Raw genomic sequence first — 15382 nt, 5'->3', positions numbered from 1 at the left:
TGCTTGGCAACCCCGCCGTAGTGCTTGGCCATCACCGTCGTGATCGCCGCCGTCGTGGTCGTCTTCCCGTGGTCCACGTGACCAATCGTTCCTATATTTACATGTGGCTTCGTTCGCTGATATGTCTCTTTTGCCATGAGTACAGTGTTTACAGTTAAATGTTACAATCACATCGATGTTTATTGCAGCACTTCGTGAGCCGTTAGTCGGAATTGAACCGACGACCCCTTCCTTACCATGGAAGTGCTCTACCCCTGAGCTATAACGGCTTGGTGCATATCCCAGCGGGATGAGCGGGCGACCGGAGTCGAACCGGCAACATTCACCTTGGAAGGGTGACACTCTACCAATTGAGTTACGCCCGCTTGTCCTAAACCCCAAATCAGAGCCTCATAACAACTGCAATGAATGGCTGCCTGTTGGAACTTAGCGTTGTGGGGGGAGCAGGATTCGAACCTGCGAAGTCTCACGACAACAGATTTACAGTCTGCCCCAGTTGGCCACTTTGGTATCCCCCCAAATGAGTTCAATATGTCAAGTATCGGCATTTGCGCTTGCACTCACAAGCAACCTCCCGATGCGCTATATGAGCCGGTGGCCGGAATCGAACCGACGACCAACGGTTTACAAAACCGTTGCTCTACCGCTGAGCTACACCGGCTTATCGAGACAAAATATCTGCCTGCTTACCCAACGCACGGGTTTACATTTCAGCCTCCTGCCGAAAGACTCGAAAGCTAAGCACAGTTTTTATTTTTGTCAACAATCAAAGACAATAATTTTTCTTTTTTTCATCACCGCGCCGGCAACCATAAAATCACCGCCTATTTTCTGTAATAATGAATTCCAATTCGTATCAGCGCATACAGGACGACAACACCAAGGATCACTTTTCCATAAATCGAAAGATATTCTCCAATCAATCGCCAGTTCTCGTGCACGACCCATCCAAAACCGAGCAAAATACCGTTCCACAAAACAGAACTTATGGTTGAACACAGAATAGTGGAGCTGATGCGCGTGTGACCAAGACCGGCGGCCAGGGAGATGACCGATCGCGTTCCGGCCAGGAAACGGTTGGCCAGCACCACTCCCATGCCCCACTTCTGCATCCAGGAGCGCACCTTGTTGAGATATTCCACGGGGATATACCGAAGTACACGCACCCCTTTCTGCTTTTGCTCTATCTGCTCGCCCCAGCGGTGACCGATCCAGTACATCGTCATGAACCCAAAGACAGAAGCCACCGTTGTCAATATCAGCACGGGGACCACCCCGACTACCGACTCTGCGGCCAGATACCCCCCGAAGGCCACAAGAACGTCGCCCGGGATGGGAGGGATGACGTTCTCCAGGTAGGCAATGGCAAGAAACACCAGGTAGATACTTGCCGGGGGCAGTGTCTTGATCAGTTGAATAAGCTCCTGCGTAAACTGTTCAATCATACCTTCTCTTGTATCAACAGGGCGACGGCACGCGCCGACATTCCCCGTTCTTCTCCTTCAAATCCCATGGCTTCGGATGTCGTTGCCTTGACCGATACCTGCGAGCGGTCTACCTGGAGGTCATCGGCGATGTTCTGGCGTATCCGCATCACATAGGGAGCCAGCTTCGGCTTTTCCGCCACCACAGTCGCATCAATATTAGCTACTTCATATCCCCTTGCCCTGACCATTGCAACAACTTCCCGCAGGAGGTTGCGACTGTCGGCCCCTGCATACTGCTCATCCGTATCGGGAAAATGCTGACCGATATCGCCCAGCGCACAGGCCCCAAGGAGGGCATCGGAGATAGCGTGAAGAAGCACATCAGCATCAGAATGCCCCTGCAGGCCCTTTGTGTGGGGAACCTCCACGCCTCCCAGAATCAGGGGCCGCCCCTTTTCGAGACAATGGACATCATATCCGTAACCGATACGCATGGTCATTTTCTGTTTTTTGCTATGAGTAAACTCGCCAGTTCCAGGTCCACAGGATAGGTAAGCTTGATGTTCATGCGCCCCCCTTCAACCATTTTTACCGGATGCCCCATACGTTCGATGAGAGAAGCGTCATCGGTAGCCGTAAAATCCTCTTCTTCAGCACGCCTGTAGGCTTCCGTCAACAGTTCTTTCTTAAAAATCTGCGGCGTCTGGGCCTGCCACATCTGGGATCGCGGCGGTGTCTCCCTGACCATATGCTGGTCGTCAAGATGCTTTATGGTGTCTCGCGAGGGAACGCCCAGAAGAGCGGCGCCCACCTCTGAAGCTGCCTGACAACATGCCTCTATATGCCTGTGTTCCACAAATGGACGGACGGCGTCATGGACCAGCACAAGCTCTGCTTCATCAGCAATTTGGTCCAGGGCATTGCGGATCGAATGCTGCCGCTCGGCTCCGCCGACCACTGCCAAGCCGTCAATATGATCTGGAAGGATCGTTTTCAAAAGATCCCGGGTATCCTCCAACAAAGCCTCCGAGGTCGCCACAACGACCTGCCGCAGCGACGCAAGCGGAATGAAAGCGCTTATGGTACGCTCCAGAATAGTACAACCCTCGAGCATCAAATAAGGCTTTGGAGTCTCCTTCCGCATACGGCTGCCCGACCCGGCTGCTGGAATAATAAGTGCTTTTGGGTCCGCCATCTAGATGATCAGCATTGAATCTCCAAATCCGAAGAAACGGTAGTCATTCTCCTTTGCCTCCTCATAAGCTCTCATGACAAAATCATAGCCGCCGAAAGCCGCACCCAGCATAAGCATGGTTGACTCGGGCCGGTGGAAATTAGTGATCACACCTTCGGTAATCTTGAAATCGTAGGGAGGATATATAAACTTGTCGGTCCAGCCCGTGCCCGGCTTGGAAATACCGCTTGCCGTGATGCTCGTCTCGATTGTTCGCACAGCCGTAGTACCACATCCAACCACCTTGTTATCCCTGCTCGCCAGGGCTTTGTTGATCTTGTCGGATGTCTCTTTGGAGATATGATAGTTCTCGGAATCCATCCGGTGCTTGGTCAGATCCTCCACCTCTACCGGCCGGAACGTTCCCCAGCCGATATGCAGGGTGATGGGCAGCACTTCCACGCCCTTGTCTTCCAGCTTTTCGACCAGTTCATGCGTAAAGTGCATGGCTGCAAAAGGAGCCGCAACCGATCCGCGCTCCTTGGCAAAAATAGTCTGGTACTGCTCCTTGTCCTCTTCCCGCGCCTCCCGTTCGATATAAGGGGGCAGCGGCATCTCTCCTATCTCATCGAGAAGCTTGTAAAGCTCTTCGTTGGTCCCTTCAAACAAAAAGCGGATGGTGCGTCCGCGCGAGGTCGTATTGTCGATTACCTCCGCCATCAGGTTGGGACCAAAATACAGCTTATTGCCAATACGGATTTTTCTTGCGGGCTCTACAAGCACGTCCCAAAGCATATTTTCAGGAACCAGCTCACGCAGCAAAAAGACTTCAATATCGGCATCCGTCTTCTCCTTCTTGCCCTTCAGCCGCGCAGGAAACACCTTGGTATCATTATAGATAAGGACATCACCCTCATTTAAATACTCGTGGATATCCGAAAACTTTTTATGGGTAATGCTCTCATCTTCGCGATCCAGAACCATCAGCTTCGAGGCATCGCGCGGCTCTACCGGTTCCTCGGGAACATTAAAATCATCTGTCTCAAACTTAAAGTCGGTTAGTTTCATTAGCGAACTATTGCCTTTTAATTGGTTTTATTAACCCGTATTTTTATTAAATTCAAAGCTTTCAAATATACTCTTTTTTCACCCGCAGGACAAGTTCAAAATTTCTACGGAGGTGTGCCAGAGCGGTCGAATGGGGCGGTCTCGAAAACCGTTGAGCCGTTTTTACGGTTCCGGGGGTTCGAATCCCTCCACCTCCGCACCGTTAGCATGCCCCTCCCAACGAGGAAGAATACCTGCCGGGCCGCCGGGGCTGCCCCCCCGTAAAAACGACCTCAAAACCCTTTCTTATAGATTGATACTTTATTATACTTAACCACAGGGTCAATGCGTTATACCAAGCCTTATGAGTTTAATTAATCTGGGATCTTGCATTATGAAAAAAACATCACTTCTCTCATTTCTGGGTGCATTCTTGACACTGACAATCGGCATCCAGTCGTTGGCACATGCTCAGCTTCGAAAAGATACCCATAACAGCACGGAACTGATGGGGCCCGTTATCAAAAAACAGGATCCAAGCGAGGGAGCCAACCTGGGGAATTTGTTTAACATGCAGATGGATCATTCCTATTCCATGATGTTTGGAAGCGCTGGCGGGCAGATGCAAAATATGAACGCCTATACCAACACCATGCACTTTTTCTTCACCGATAAACTGACCGGCCGGGTAGACCTCTCCCTCTTGCACTCTCCTTTCGGCAACAGCTTTATGTCGAATGGCAACGGGATGAATACCGAATTTTTGCTGCGCAATGCCGAGCTCAGCTACCAGATCAGTGAGAAAAGCAATATCCGCATTCAGGTGCAGCAAATGCCTGACAATTACTACGGAATGAACCCCTGGGGCATGGGCGGCAGCCATTACAACCCTTTCTATTCAAGGCATAATATTTTTGATTGATCCGGGCTGTACCGCATGACTTCAAGCAACAAGGAATCTAACTCGTTTGCTCTCAATGCTGCCATCGGTTTTCTCAGCCTGCTGCTGGTATTGTTGCTGTTCGGGCTTTTCACCCGGCTTGTTTATCCCCGCATAGAAAACCAGCGTACAGAGGAAAATTCCAAGCTCATTGGCAAAATCATCCAGCTTGAAGTGCTCAATGGGTGCGGCGTACCGGGGCTTGCCAACACCTTTACCTCTGCCCTCCGTAAAAACGGCTTCGATGTTGTGGAAACCGGCAACTTTAAAAACTTTGACATGACCGAGACCGTCGTCATTGCCCGCACCAGAGATCCCAAGAATGCACAGCGGGTAGCTGATGCACTGGGAATAGATCCCGAAAATGTTTTTATAGAAGCATCCGAGGATTTTTATCTCGATGCAACCGTTGTAATCGGATCCGATTACAAATCTCTAACACTCAACTAAATTTCTATGAACAATACGTCTCCTCAAGAGGACCAACAATTTATAAGCGTTGACAACACTAAAACGGCCGACTCGGACAAGCTTATCGAGGTCATCACTGATGCCATGCTCGACCGCAAGGCCGAAGATATTACAGTGCTGGATGTCCATGCACTCACCACCCTGACCGATAAATTCGTGGTATGTCATGCCTCGACAGATGTCCAGATCAAAGCCATCGCCAACAACGTTGTCAAGGAAACCCGTGAGAGGCTGGGCGAGAAACCCTGGAAAGAAGAAGGACTCGAAAGCCGGCGCTGGGTTATCCTCGACTATGTCAATGTGGTTGTGCATATTTTCAAGGAAGAGCTGCGCGAATACTATGGCCTTGAACGGATGTGGAATGATGCCCCGGTGCAGAAAATCCAGGATAATTCTTGATTGATGCTCAAATTTTACCTGTTTTCAGCCCTATCGCTTATCCTTCTCGGCGGCTGTGCCTCTTCCGAGCACAAGCAGCAGACGGATGATGGGAAACCGGCCTACCCTGACCTGGTAGAACTGAAAGATCCCGAAACAACACCGCATCAGAATGGAAAGGTTTATGTCGACTCGGTCAGACAGGTCACGGTCAAATCCCGTGAAGCACTGCTGATCTCCGGAAGCCTGGCCGATGGCTGTACGCACCTGGCCTCGATCGACCATCGCATTGCAGGTCAGACACTGATTATTGAGCTTTCGGCCTGGCGCAACGCCGATCGCATGTGTACACAGGCCCTGGTCCCTTTTTCTTTTATCTACGACAAGTTGAAACCGGAAGAACTCAAAGAATACTCAACAGCTACCATTAACGGCCAAAAATATTCTCTCTGATTCATGAACAAGCGTGTACTGGTTACCGAACCTATCATTCCCTCTGTCATTGACACCCTCAAAGAACATTTCGAGGTAGAGGTTGGCGAGCGCGGAACCTACAACGATGAACAGGCCCTTATCGACGCCATCCCTGAGTATGACGCTCTTCTGCCGATGCTTTCCAACCCCGTCACCGTAGACGTTATCAATGCCGGCAAGAACCTTAAAATTATAGCCAACCATGCGGTCGGCTATAACAATATTGACGTGGAAGCGGCCCACAGGCAAAACGTGCACGTAGCCAACACCCCCGGGGTACTCAGCGACTCCTGCGCAGAGTTCACGATGGCCCTGATGCTGGCTGTAGGCAGGCGGCTTTACGAGGCCCAACGCCACCTGCAGGACGGAAACTTCGACGGCTGGGACCCACTTGGATTCCTGGGCATGGAGCTGCAGGGCAGCAGGCTCGGCATTATTGGAATGGGACGTATCGGGCAGGCGGTGGCGCGGCGGGCCCGGGCGCTGGGCATGGAGATTCTGTATCACAACCGGAGTCGGCTTGCAGCGGATATCGAGGACCCCCTGAGTGCGGAATACTGTGAAGAGGTTGCCGATCTGGCCCGCCGCGCCGACGTGCTAACGCTCCACTGCCCGCTTACCGAAGAAACAACCCATTTGATAGACAACCGCATTCTCTCGATAATGGGCGAGGATACCATCCTGATCAACACGGCCCGGGGCCCGGTTGTGGATGAAGCCGCCCTTGCCGAGGCCCTGCATGAAGGGAAGATTGGAGGAGCCGGTATCGATGTTTTTGAAAAAGAACCCGAGGTACATCCCCGGCTAAAGACCGCGCCCCGTTGTCTTCTGACGCCTCATATAGCCAGTGCCAGCCACAAAACGCGGGAAGCTATCGGCATGCTGGCGGCCAACGCTATTATCGGCATCCTCCAGGGGGCTTCACCTTCTGACATTCCCAACTTGATTGAACCTTAAATTCGATTCATATTCATTATGTCTGATGAATCGATAATTTTTACATGGAATATTCTCTGGATAAACGTCGCTTGTATTACCTGTTGGGAGCGACCCTGATAGCACTGCTGGTGCTTCTTCTTGCTCTTGAAGGATGGCGGTATGCCGTAAAACCATCGCAGTCCGGCAACCGGCAGCTGGTGCAGCAGGAACTGGCCAATGCCGCTGAAACGTTCAGTGAGAAGCAGCAGCGGCTGCTCGACCGTTCCGAGGAACTGTCGCTGGCCCTGCAGCCCCTGTTGCTGAACAACAGTGCCACCTCCGAACTCTATAACGCCCTGGAGCCCTATTCCGACTTCTGGAGCATTTCACTGTACCAAAGCAAGAAACCTGTTGTATGGAAAGGCTTTGCACTGGATAACCGTACATCGGAAGACCCTTTTAATAATTCGCGTGAGCCACAGGTTTTGCTGCGCAAGAAGAATAACATCATCTACTGGGAATGCCATGTCCCATTCAGCATCAAGCGTGATGAAAAGACCGTATGGTACCGTCTTTTCACCAGCTATCGCGTTGAACAGAGCAACCCCCTGGCCATCGGTGATCAAAGTGAGTTCAACCTGTTCCATTCCGGTCGTTCGTCGGAAAATTCCTATCTGCTCGATTTCAGTCTTTTCAGTCCCCCCCCGGAAGATTTCACCGCGGCACACCCGCTCACCAACCTCGCCGGTGATTCGGTGGGTGTCGTGTATGCCAGTGCTGACAAATTTCAACAAAAGGAAGCAGAATGGATACAGGATAGCCGCTTCTGGCGCTCGATATTTGCCGTATTTTGCGTTGTCGTTCTCATCTCTTTTTTCTTTGCTGCCATCGATTATATCAGCTGGTGGGCCAGCCTGTTCATTCAGCTTGTTTTCATTGGCCTTGGCTGGCTTATCTTCACCCATTATGACCTCCTTTCCTATTGGATGCTTGCACTCACGGAGGCTTCAGGGGCCACACCCTCGTGGACCCAGACAGTTGTACATCTGAGTGATACCTTTGCCCATGCCACCTTTGCACTGCTTGCATCCATTGCCTTTACACGAAAGATGCCGTTCTTTAACCGCAGTATCAGTGCGCATTCGTACCTGGGCACAATGGTCCTCGCCAGTTTGGTTGGCATCATCAATGCCGTCACCCTTCCAGTCGTGTTCGACTGGATTTATCAGCAGACGGTCGTCAGTAATATCCCCCTCCTGGACCTCCGTATTTTTCCCTACTGGCGCACAATTGTACTTTATCTAATCGTGGGGTTGAGTATTTTTGCCCTTGGGAACCTCCTTATTTCTCTCAATCTGCTGCTCTTCCGCACCACGCATCACCAGGTCAAGCTCTCAGCTTCCGTACTGTCAATATCGTTCTTTATCAGTCTTTTTATTTCCCAGCTGTTTATCTACGACCAGGCCGTGCTGAACTGGTTATTTCTGACAGGCACCTGCAGTTTCATCATCATTACAGGCATGGCCCTGGGGTATGCCCGCAATATCGCATGGATCGCTTCCCTTTCCCCATTGCGGAAAGTCGTTCTCGGGAGTATTCTTATCGCCGCCATCAGCATGCCGATGTTCTACCAGGCCTATCTTAACCATCTGGATGCCGAACTGATGCAAACAGCCAGGGAATATGCCCAGGAAGAGGACAGCCAGGCCAATGAGTTGACAGAACAGCTTCTGACTACACTGGAAGGGGAATTTAATTCCATCACTTATGAGGATATTCAGGAAAACCGGTCGGCGTTGCAGGCCCGTTTCACTGAAGTCATCCAGCGTTTCCTGGACCCCAAGCTGAATGTCTACTCTTTCGATCTTCAGCTCGTCAGTAATTCTCAAGAACTCATCGCCGACTACTCAACCAATTTAAACTCTCCTGACTGGACCAACATCTTTAATATTTCTGCCCTGGAGCTGGTAACCGAGATCCAGCAGATCACCAAGTCTACCATCCGGCCAATCGTGCAGCAGCCGAACCTGATCAACCAACAGGACTACCAGACCTTCTACCGGGGCTGGATTCCGATCTTTGGCTCCTCGGAATACACTCCCCTGGCCTGGATCCTCTGCTCCGTATATAAGGAACGGCCCCAGTTCAACAAGCCCCTTCGGGCGGTCATGGCCTCCCTGACCTACGAAGACTGGAATAATGCCTACCTTATGCAGCGGTATGAGGACGGCAACCTTGTTAATACAACCCACAAAGGGTTTACAGGCTATTTCCCCAACTATCAACAGCTGGACAGTCCTGATTTCGGGCAAACGAACACCGATTCGGTAATGTACTATAACAACCGGGCCAGCGACTCTATATACCGCATGCTGCTAAAGAAGGAATCGGATGATACCATCATCAAGATAAGTACTACGCTGGCTGAGTACCGCGTAATCCTGTTCTCTTTCTTCCGGTTTAGTTTTACCCTGCTCATTGCCGGATGCCTGTTTGCCCTTCTCATCCAGCTGGTCAGCCGGGGGCGCATCCCATTTTTGGGTGAAAATAAACGATTCCAGGATCGCATCCTTGACAGTTTCCTGCTGGCTACCCTCATTTTTCTGGGTTTTCTGATAGGCACCTCTCACTATGCCATCAAACAACAGAACCGGGAAATCGTACGGCAGGAACTGTTCGATAAACTCCGGCAGCTGGCCACTTCCATCGAAGCGAACCAGCGTACCTTCAGCAGCAACAATCTGGATGCATCCCTTTCGCTGGAATCACTGGCCACCCCCTGGAATGTGGATGCCACTCTGTATAACGACAACCAAGCCCCAAATGGTCATCGGGTCCGGGCAACAACCACGCCCCAGATTTTTCAGCAGCATCTTCTGCCCGCGGCACTGCCGTTTGAAATTTACAACCAGCTGTACGTCCGCCAGCAGCGTGATGCTTACTCAAACGTGAACCTGGCCGGACAGTCGCTGCTCATCGGCTATCGCTCAATCCTTAATAACCAGGGCGAAACGGTAGCAACAATCGCCATTCCGACCTTTCTGGAATCTCCAAAGTATGACCAGCAGCTCCTGGAGACCACCAGCTACCTCATTTTAACCTACCTGCTGGTATTTGGGTTGTTTATTCTGGGCTCGGTATTCATTTCCAAATCATTAACACGCCCGCTAACCCACATCCAGCGGGGACTCAACCAAATCTCCGGGGGCGACCTGGATACCACCATCCCGGTTACCAGCAAAGACGAAATTGGAAATTTGGCCGAGGCCTACAACCAGATGGTCTTTAAACTTAAAAAACTGCAAAAAGAACTGGCGGAAGCTGAACGGGAAGCAGCCTGGAAAGAGATGGCCCAGCAGGTAGCTCATGAAATCAAAAATCCTCTCACCCCGATGAAGCTTAACGTTCAGCATCTGGAACGACAGCTTAAAACGGATAAATACGAGGGGCAGGAACTTAAAAAACACATTCAAAAAATTACCGGAAATCTCATAGAGCAAATACAGTCGCTCAGCAACATCGCATCCGATTTCTCCAAGTTTTCCCAGCCTATTGAAAAAGATTTTACTGTCATAGATCTCGGGGAGGTGTTAACATCCGTGGTTCAGCTGTATGAACACGACCGGCAGCTGAACATAACCCTTGACATTCCCGACCAACCCGTGGAGATACGCGGCATCGCTGACGATCTGAAAAGGGTGTTCATCAACTTGGTGAAAAATGCCTACGAAGCGATGGATAAGGAGGGTACTATTTCACTTACCCTTTACCGTGAGCAAAATAACGCCTTTATTGAAATTGAGGATAACGGCCGTGGCATCCCCGAAGAAAACCGCAGCGATATCTTTGTCCCCAGCTTCTCCACAAAATCCGGGGGCACTGGTCTCGGGCTGGCGATCTGCAAAAAAATTATCGAAGCCCACGATGGCAGCATCTCTTTTGCCTCGGTGGAAGGCGAAGGCACCACCTTTGTCATTAAGTTGCCCCGGAAGCAGGGATAATAATTCCGCCCCCCTATCTTTTACGCCGCAGTTTTCGTACCATTAGCGCTCCCTGACAAGTTAGCTGAAAAACCCAATCGTGCTTTCGTATCTACGATCAGAAAAACACCATCTGCGCAAAGAAGCGAGCCTCACTCTCAAAATAGGTCTGCCTGTCATCATTGCACAGCTTCTGCAGATGTCGATGAACTTTGTGGATACCGTAATGGCCGGCAACCTGTCTGCGCAGGACCTTGCCGCCGTAGCTGTGGGAGGCGCCGTTTTCATGCCCCTGATCATGCTTGCAGCCGGCATTCTGATGGCCGTCACTCCCGTTGTGGCCCAGCTCATAGGCGGCCGCAATTTTAAGGAAGTCGGCGTCAATGCACGGCAGGTGCTCTGGCTCAGTCAGATTATGGCCATCCCCATCTTTTTTATGATCCGCAATTTAGCGTTTGTAATGCACTTCCTGGAGGTTACTCCGGACATCATTCCCATAGCACAGGGATATTTGGATGCCATATCCTGGGGCGTATTTGCCGTTTGCGGATACATGGCCCTCCGGTTTTTTAACGAAGGCATGTCCGTCACCCGTCCTGCCATGTATTTTGCACTCCTGGGAGTGGTAGTAAATATCGGTGGCAATTACATTTTCATGTACGGGAAGCTCGGCTTTCCCCGGATGGGTGCGGCAGGCTGTGGTTACGCCTCGGCCCTTGTCGGCTTTGTGATGTTCCTGGGGATGCTTTTGTTCACGATGACCTATCGGCCATACCAGCGGTTTGAGATTTTTTCCAACTTCCGAAAACCGGAATGGACCTACCTCAAAGAATTGCTCCACGTGGGGGTCCCCATCGGTCTCAGCTCAACGATGGAAGTCACCATGTTTGCCCTGGTCAGCCTGCTGATGGGATCACTGAGTACCATCGCTGTTGCCGGTCACCAGGTTGCAATCAACTTTGCAGCCATGACATTCATGGTTCCTTTCGGGCTGTCCACGGCCATCACCACGCGGGTGGGCAATGCCATAGGCAAGGGCAAGATCCACGAGGCCCGGCGTCGCGGATATATCGGCATATCCCTTGCCACCTTTTTCATGTGCATGACCGCGGTCATCATGTACCTCTTCCCGGACCTCATAACCAGCATTTATACACAGGATGAGGCGGTGCGGGAAGTAGCTGTCAGCCTGCTGTATATGGCTGCTATTTTCCAAATTTCCGATGGTCTCCAGGTCAGCGGCTACGGGGCTCTTCGCGGCCTCAAGGACACGAAGATTCCCATGGTCGTCAATTTTATTGCTTACTGGCTGGTCGGACTGCCCCTGGGCTACTATCTGGGCATCATACGCGGCATTGGTCCCCAGGGCCTTTGGATGGGACTCATCGCCGGACTCACCATCGCCGCTATTCTTCATAACGTTCGATTTTACTCGCTCACCCGGGGCTGTTTGCCTAACCGAACCCCCTGATATTCAAATTAGGATTTGGGGATATTTAGTTTCAAATTTAAGTAGTTTCGTGTCAATCCTCCTTAACCCCAGCTGGATGTCAACCTTCATACACAATATTGCTACTGCTGTCCCCCCGCAGTCTTATGCACAGACGTTTCTGCGCGATCAGATGAAAGAATATCTGGGAGACCGGGAGATCACCCAGCGCATCATCCACCGGATCTATTCAAAATCCGGCATTAAAAAAAGACACACGGTCATCAGGGACTTTGAAGCCAACGGGGATGCACGCCTGTTTTTCCAGCCGGACGGCTCCCTGTCCATGCCTTCAACCGGCACCCGCAACCAGATCTATACCGAGGTAGCCAAATCCCTTTTTGTTGAAACGGCGCGCAAAACCATCGCCCAAAACCCCCGGATTGACAAAACAGATATCACTCATATCATAACCGTTTCCTGCACGGGTTTTTTTGCACCTGAACCCGGTTTTGAAATTATCAACCAACTTGGGCTCGAGGCAACGACCGACCGCTACCATATCGGCTTCATGGGGTGTTTCGCTGCTTTCCCGGCCATGCGCATGGCCCGTTCATTCTGTGCATCTCAGCCGAATGCCACAGTACTGGTCGTATGCCTGGAACTCTGTACACTTCACCTGCAGGACTCCACCATACCCGACCACCTTATTTCGGCTTCGGTCTTTGCCGACGGTGCTGCAGGAATGATTATCAGCAGCCATCCCCCAACCGGTTCGGCCCTGCGATTCGATGAGTTTTCTACCTCCATCGCACATAAGACCGAGCAGGAGATGACCTGGACAATTGGCGACACCGGCTTTGAGATGATGCTTTCAAGCTATGTGCCCGAAATCATCCAGTCGAACCTGGCAAGTGCCCTTCAACCGCTGTTCAGTCAATATGACTGTCAGCCGGGGGCCATCGAACACTGGGCAGTACACCCCGGGGGGCGCGCTATCCTTGACAAGATCGAGCAAAATTTTGAGCTTTCCACCAACCAGCTGGCAGCCTCGCGAACCGTTCTGGCCAACTACGGCAATATGAGCAGTGCCACCATTCTCTTTGTCCTCGACGAACTGATGCAGCAGCCGCAGGAGAACCCCCATGCATCCATCCTGGCGATGGCTTTCGGCCCCGGCCTCACCATTGAAAGCGCCCTGCTAACAAAAACCAATGCCTGATCCTCATGCCGCTGTTCCTTTCATCACGCAATAGAACCGGTAAAGAGCGGATGGATGAACCGGACTGCCATCCGCTGAAGCTTGAAAACACTTACCGGCAGTTTAAAAAAATTAATGGTCTTCTCTCCCAGTGGCGCTCTATTTATCAGAAGGAATTGCGTCCCTACCTCCAGGCAGCAGGACATGCTCGCTTGCTGGATATCGGCTTCGGCGGAGGAGATATTCCACTCAAACTGGCAACATGGGCCGCCGGAGATAAGCTGGACCTTCATATTACTGCTGTGGATACGGACAAGCGTGCTTTTGACTTCGTAAGTAAGCAATCACACCCTGATAATATATCGTTTCTCAACTGTTCAGCAGAAAAACTGGCCGGAGAAGGCAAAAAATACGATTTTGTTATTTCCAACCACCTGGTTCACCATCTGTCCAAAGAGCAGCTCCGCACCTCCCTTTCGGAAGCACGAGAGCTGAGTACGCACAAAGTCATCTTCAATGATATTCGGCGCAGTGATCTGGCTTATTTGCTTTTTAGCCTGCTGACGCGGCCACTTTTTCAAGATTCCTTTATTATCCGGGATGGACTCACCTCCATAGAACGGAGTTATACCCTCACCGAGTTGAAGCAAACCGTCCCTAAGGGATGGCAGGTACGCAAACTGTTCCCCTTTCGACTCCTCTTGACCTATCACCATGCCTGACCCCCCCTCCCATACCGTTCCCGTAGCGATTGTGGGCGGTGGCCCTGTGGGACTTTTCCTGGGTATCTGCCTGCAAAAAGCCGGTGTCCCGTCTCTGATCCTTGAACAACGAGCCGCACCGAGCAGTAATTCACGGTCGCTCGGCATACATCCTCCTGCTCTTGAACTTTTTAAAGATCTGGGCATGGCGGATCAACTGATATCCCGGGGTGTTCGCATCAAAAAGGGACATGCTTACTCCAGTACCGGCAAAATGGGTTCCCTTTCCTTCGACTCATGCCCCCCTCCCTTTAATTTTATCCTTTCCCTGCCGCAAAGCCAGACAGAACAGCTGCTTGAACACGAGCTTCGCCGGCTGAACAGCCAGTCGATCATTCGTAAAGCCAGGGTGACCGGCATCAAGGACCGTAACAACAAGGTAACCCTCACCTATCGAACCCCCGAGGGCGAACATACCCTGAGGGCACAGTACCTGATCGGATGCGACGGCAAGAACAGTTTTATTCGCCAGCAAGCCGGCATTCCTTTTGAGGGATATTCCTATCCTGACACCTATGTGATGGGGGATTTCACCGATAATACGGAATTTGGAACCGATGCCGCTGTTTTTCTCTGCGACGAGGGTCTCATAGAATCCTTTCCCCTGCCCGACAACCGGCGACGATGGGTCGTTAAAACAGGGCGCTACCACTCCTCCCCCCGGCGAACCATCATTGAAGAGGCGGTCCGCCAACGGATTTCTCACTCCCTGTCCCACACCGATCACTTCATGCTCAGCAGCTTTGGTGTTCAGAAACGAATAGCCCGGCCTATGGTACAGAATCGGTTGATCCTGGCAGGTGATGCCGCCCATGTGGTCAGCCCCATTGGCGGACAGGGGATGAACCTGGGCTGGCTGGGAGCCCGGCAACTTGCTGATTGCCTCAGAACCATTCTTATTTGTGACCTGCCCGGCAACGATCTTCTGTACCGGTTTCAGCAGGATCAAATAAAGGCGGTGAACAATGCCATCGCGCGCAGTGAATTTAATATGCGGCTCGGTCGGAAGGCCCCATTTCCGGCTCTGCGAAACGCCACTGTTTCCTGGATGCTGCTTCCCCCTTTCGCACCCCTGATGGCCCGGCTTTTTACCATGCATGGCCTCCGGCGATGGATTATCTAACACTGATAAACGATACACCTCCTTCGGCCTATTTTTAGCTGCCGTCGATCAATAAAAAA

The 15382-nt window shown here is 51.5% G+C and carries 15 protein-coding genes and 5 tRNA genes; 11 read left to right on the top strand and 9 right to left on the bottom strand.

Annotated features, from left to right (window positions below; genetic code table 11):
* From FN808_RS09065 to queA, 9 genes are all read right to left on the bottom strand, one after another.
* Positions 1 to 137, bottom strand: a 137-nt coding sequence (locus FN808_RS09065) for a GTP-binding protein (protein WP_246068320.1), incomplete at its 3' end; no start/stop codon positions are given.
* 60 nt (positions 138 to 197) lie between these two features.
* Positions 198 to 269 (bottom strand) — tRNA-Thr (locus FN808_RS09060).
* Between the two features lie 23 nt (positions 270 to 292).
* Positions 293 to 365: transfer RNA gene (locus FN808_RS09055), tRNA-Gly, on the bottom strand.
* Positions 366 to 435: 70 nt separating this feature from the next.
* Positions 436 to 518 (bottom strand) — tRNA-Tyr (locus FN808_RS09050).
* A 71-nt stretch (positions 519 to 589) separates the two neighbouring features.
* Positions 590 to 661 (bottom strand) — tRNA-Thr (locus tag FN808_RS09045).
* A gap of 163 nt (positions 662 to 824) precedes the next feature.
* On the bottom strand, positions 825 to 1445 hold the full coding sequence (locus tag FN808_RS09040) for a DedA family protein (RefSeq protein ID WP_142714236.1): 621 nt from the start codon (positions 1443 to 1445) through the stop codon (positions 825 to 827).
* A complete protein-coding gene (ispF, locus tag FN808_RS09035; RefSeq protein ID WP_142714235.1) occupies positions 1442 to 1921 on the bottom strand; it encodes a 2-C-methyl-D-erythritol 2,4-cyclodiphosphate synthase in 480 nt (159 codons plus the stop codon). Before ispF ends, FN808_RS09040 begins: the two co-directional genes overlap by 4 nt.
* A gap of 2 nt (positions 1922 to 1923) precedes the next feature.
* Positions 1924 to 2622 (bottom strand): 2-C-methyl-D-erythritol 4-phosphate cytidylyltransferase, encoded by a 699-nt coding sequence (gene ispD / locus FN808_RS09030; protein WP_142714234.1) that lies wholly within the window; start codon positions 2620 to 2622, stop codon positions 1924 to 1926.
* Positions 2623 to 3669, bottom strand: a complete 1047-nt coding sequence (gene queA / locus FN808_RS09025; RefSeq protein WP_142714233.1) for a tRNA preQ1(34) S-adenosylmethionine ribosyltransferase-isomerase QueA — start codon at positions 3667 to 3669, stop codon at positions 2623 to 2625.
* Between the two features lie 108 nt (positions 3670 to 3777).
* Here queA and FN808_RS09020 point away from each other — a divergent pair.
* The 11 genes from FN808_RS09020 to FN808_RS08970 all read left to right on the top strand — a co-directional run bounded on the left by FN808_RS09020 (position 3778) and on the right by FN808_RS08970 (position 15323).
* Positions 3778 to 3866 (top strand) — tRNA-Ser (locus FN808_RS09020).
* A gap of 176 nt (positions 3867 to 4042) precedes the next feature.
* Complete coding sequence (locus tag FN808_RS09015) at positions 4043 to 4570, top strand: hypothetical protein (RefSeq protein ID WP_142714232.1); 528 nt, start codon at positions 4043 to 4045, stop codon at positions 4568 to 4570.
* A gap of 15 nt (positions 4571 to 4585) precedes the next feature.
* On the top strand, positions 4586 to 5038 hold the full coding sequence (locus FN808_RS09010; RefSeq protein WP_142714231.1) for a LytR C-terminal domain-containing protein: 453 nt from the start codon (positions 4586 to 4588) through the stop codon (positions 5036 to 5038).
* 6 nt (positions 5039 to 5044) lie between these two features.
* Complete coding sequence (gene rsfS / locus FN808_RS09005) at positions 5045 to 5458, top strand: ribosome silencing factor (RefSeq protein ID WP_142714230.1); 414 nt, start codon at positions 5045 to 5047, stop codon at positions 5456 to 5458.
* A 3-nt stretch (positions 5459 to 5461) separates the two neighbouring features.
* On the top strand, positions 5462 to 5890 hold the full coding sequence (locus tag FN808_RS09000) for a hypothetical protein (protein WP_142714229.1): 429 nt from the start codon (positions 5462 to 5464) through the stop codon (positions 5888 to 5890).
* A gap of 3 nt (positions 5891 to 5893) precedes the next feature.
* Positions 5894 to 6868, top strand: coding sequence for a 2-hydroxyacid dehydrogenase (locus FN808_RS08995; protein WP_142714228.1), 975 nt, complete (start codon positions 5894 to 5896; stop codon positions 6866 to 6868).
* A 44-nt stretch (positions 6869 to 6912) separates the two neighbouring features.
* The gene (locus tag FN808_RS08990) at positions 6913 to 10830 is read left to right on the top strand and encodes a sensor histidine kinase (RefSeq protein ID WP_142714227.1); all 3918 of its coding nucleotides are present in this window, start codon (positions 6913 to 6915) and stop codon (positions 10828 to 10830) included.
* 79 nt (positions 10831 to 10909) lie between these two features.
* Entirely contained in the window at positions 10910 to 12280 is a 1371-nt protein-coding gene (locus FN808_RS08985; RefSeq protein ID WP_246068317.1) for an MATE family efflux transporter, read from the top strand.
* Positions 12281 to 12356: 76 nt separating this feature from the next.
* On the top strand, positions 12357 to 13460 hold the full coding sequence (locus FN808_RS08980; RefSeq protein ID WP_142714226.1) for a type III polyketide synthase: 1104 nt from the start codon (positions 12357 to 12359) through the stop codon (positions 13458 to 13460).
* A 50-nt stretch (positions 13461 to 13510) separates the two neighbouring features.
* Positions 13511 to 14161 carry a methyltransferase domain-containing protein gene (locus tag FN808_RS08975; protein ID WP_246068316.1) on the top strand — a complete coding sequence of 217 codons (651 nt, stop codon included), beginning with the start codon at positions 13511 to 13513 and terminating at the stop codon, positions 14159 to 14161.
* On the top strand, positions 14154 to 15323 hold the full coding sequence (locus FN808_RS08970; protein ID WP_142714224.1) for an FAD-dependent oxidoreductase: 1170 nt from the start codon (positions 14154 to 14156) through the stop codon (positions 15321 to 15323). The genes FN808_RS08975 and FN808_RS08970 overlap by 8 nt, the downstream gene beginning before the upstream one ends.
* Positions 15324 to 15382: the final 59 nt, after the last annotated feature.

Origin of the sequence: Fodinibius sediminis (genome assembly GCF_900182555.1) — a bacterium.
In the GTDB taxonomy this organism is placed as follows: domain Bacteria; phylum Bacteroidota; class Rhodothermia; order Balneolales; family Balneolaceae; genus Fodinibius; species Fodinibius sediminis.
The sequence above is the reverse complement of the archived record's forward strand: the minus strand, read 5'-3'. Positions and strand labels throughout refer to the sequence as shown.

Bases quoted from the DNA above. Each gene is read 5' to 3' on its own strand.
- FN808_RS09015 (WP_142714232.1), top strand. From the start codon at position 4,043: ATGAAAAAAACATCACTTCTCTCATTTCTGGGTGCATTCTTGACACTG.
- FN808_RS09040 (WP_142714236.1), bottom strand. From the start codon at position 1,445: ATGATTGAACAGTTTACGCAGGAGCTTATTCAACTGATCAAGACACTG.
- FN808_RS08975 (WP_246068316.1), top strand. From the start codon at position 13,511: ATGGATGAACCGGACTGCCATCCGCTGAAGCTTGAAAACACTTACCGG.
- ispD (WP_142714234.1), bottom strand. From the start codon at position 2,622: ATGGCGGACCCAAAAGCACTTATTATTCCAGCAGCCGGGTCGGGCAGC.
- FN808_RS08995 (WP_142714228.1), top strand. From the start codon at position 5,894: ATGAACAAGCGTGTACTGGTTACCGAACCTATCATTCCCTCTGTCATT.
- FN808_RS08980 (WP_142714226.1), top strand. From the start codon at position 12,357: ATGTCAACCTTCATACACAATATTGCTACTGCTGTCCCCCCGCAGTCT.
- FN808_RS09010 (WP_142714231.1), top strand. From the start codon at position 4,586: ATGACTTCAAGCAACAAGGAATCTAACTCGTTTGCTCTCAATGCTGCC.
- rsfS (WP_142714230.1), top strand. From the start codon at position 5,045: ATGAACAATACGTCTCCTCAAGAGGACCAACAATTTATAAGCGTTGAC.
- FN808_RS08990 (WP_142714227.1), top strand. From the start codon at position 6,913: ATGGAATATTCTCTGGATAAACGTCGCTTGTATTACCTGTTGGGAGCG.
- FN808_RS08970 (WP_142714224.1), top strand. From the start codon at position 14,154: ATGCCTGACCCCCCCTCCCATACCGTTCCCGTAGCGATTGTGGGCGGT.
- queA (WP_142714233.1), bottom strand. From the start codon at position 3,669: ATGAAACTAACCGACTTTAAGTTTGAGACAGATGATTTTAATGTTCCC.
- FN808_RS09000 (WP_142714229.1), top strand. From the start codon at position 5,462: ATGCTCAAATTTTACCTGTTTTCAGCCCTATCGCTTATCCTTCTCGGC.
- ispF (WP_142714235.1), bottom strand. From the start codon at position 1,921: ATGCGTATCGGTTACGGATATGATGTCCATTGTCTCGAAAAGGGGCGG.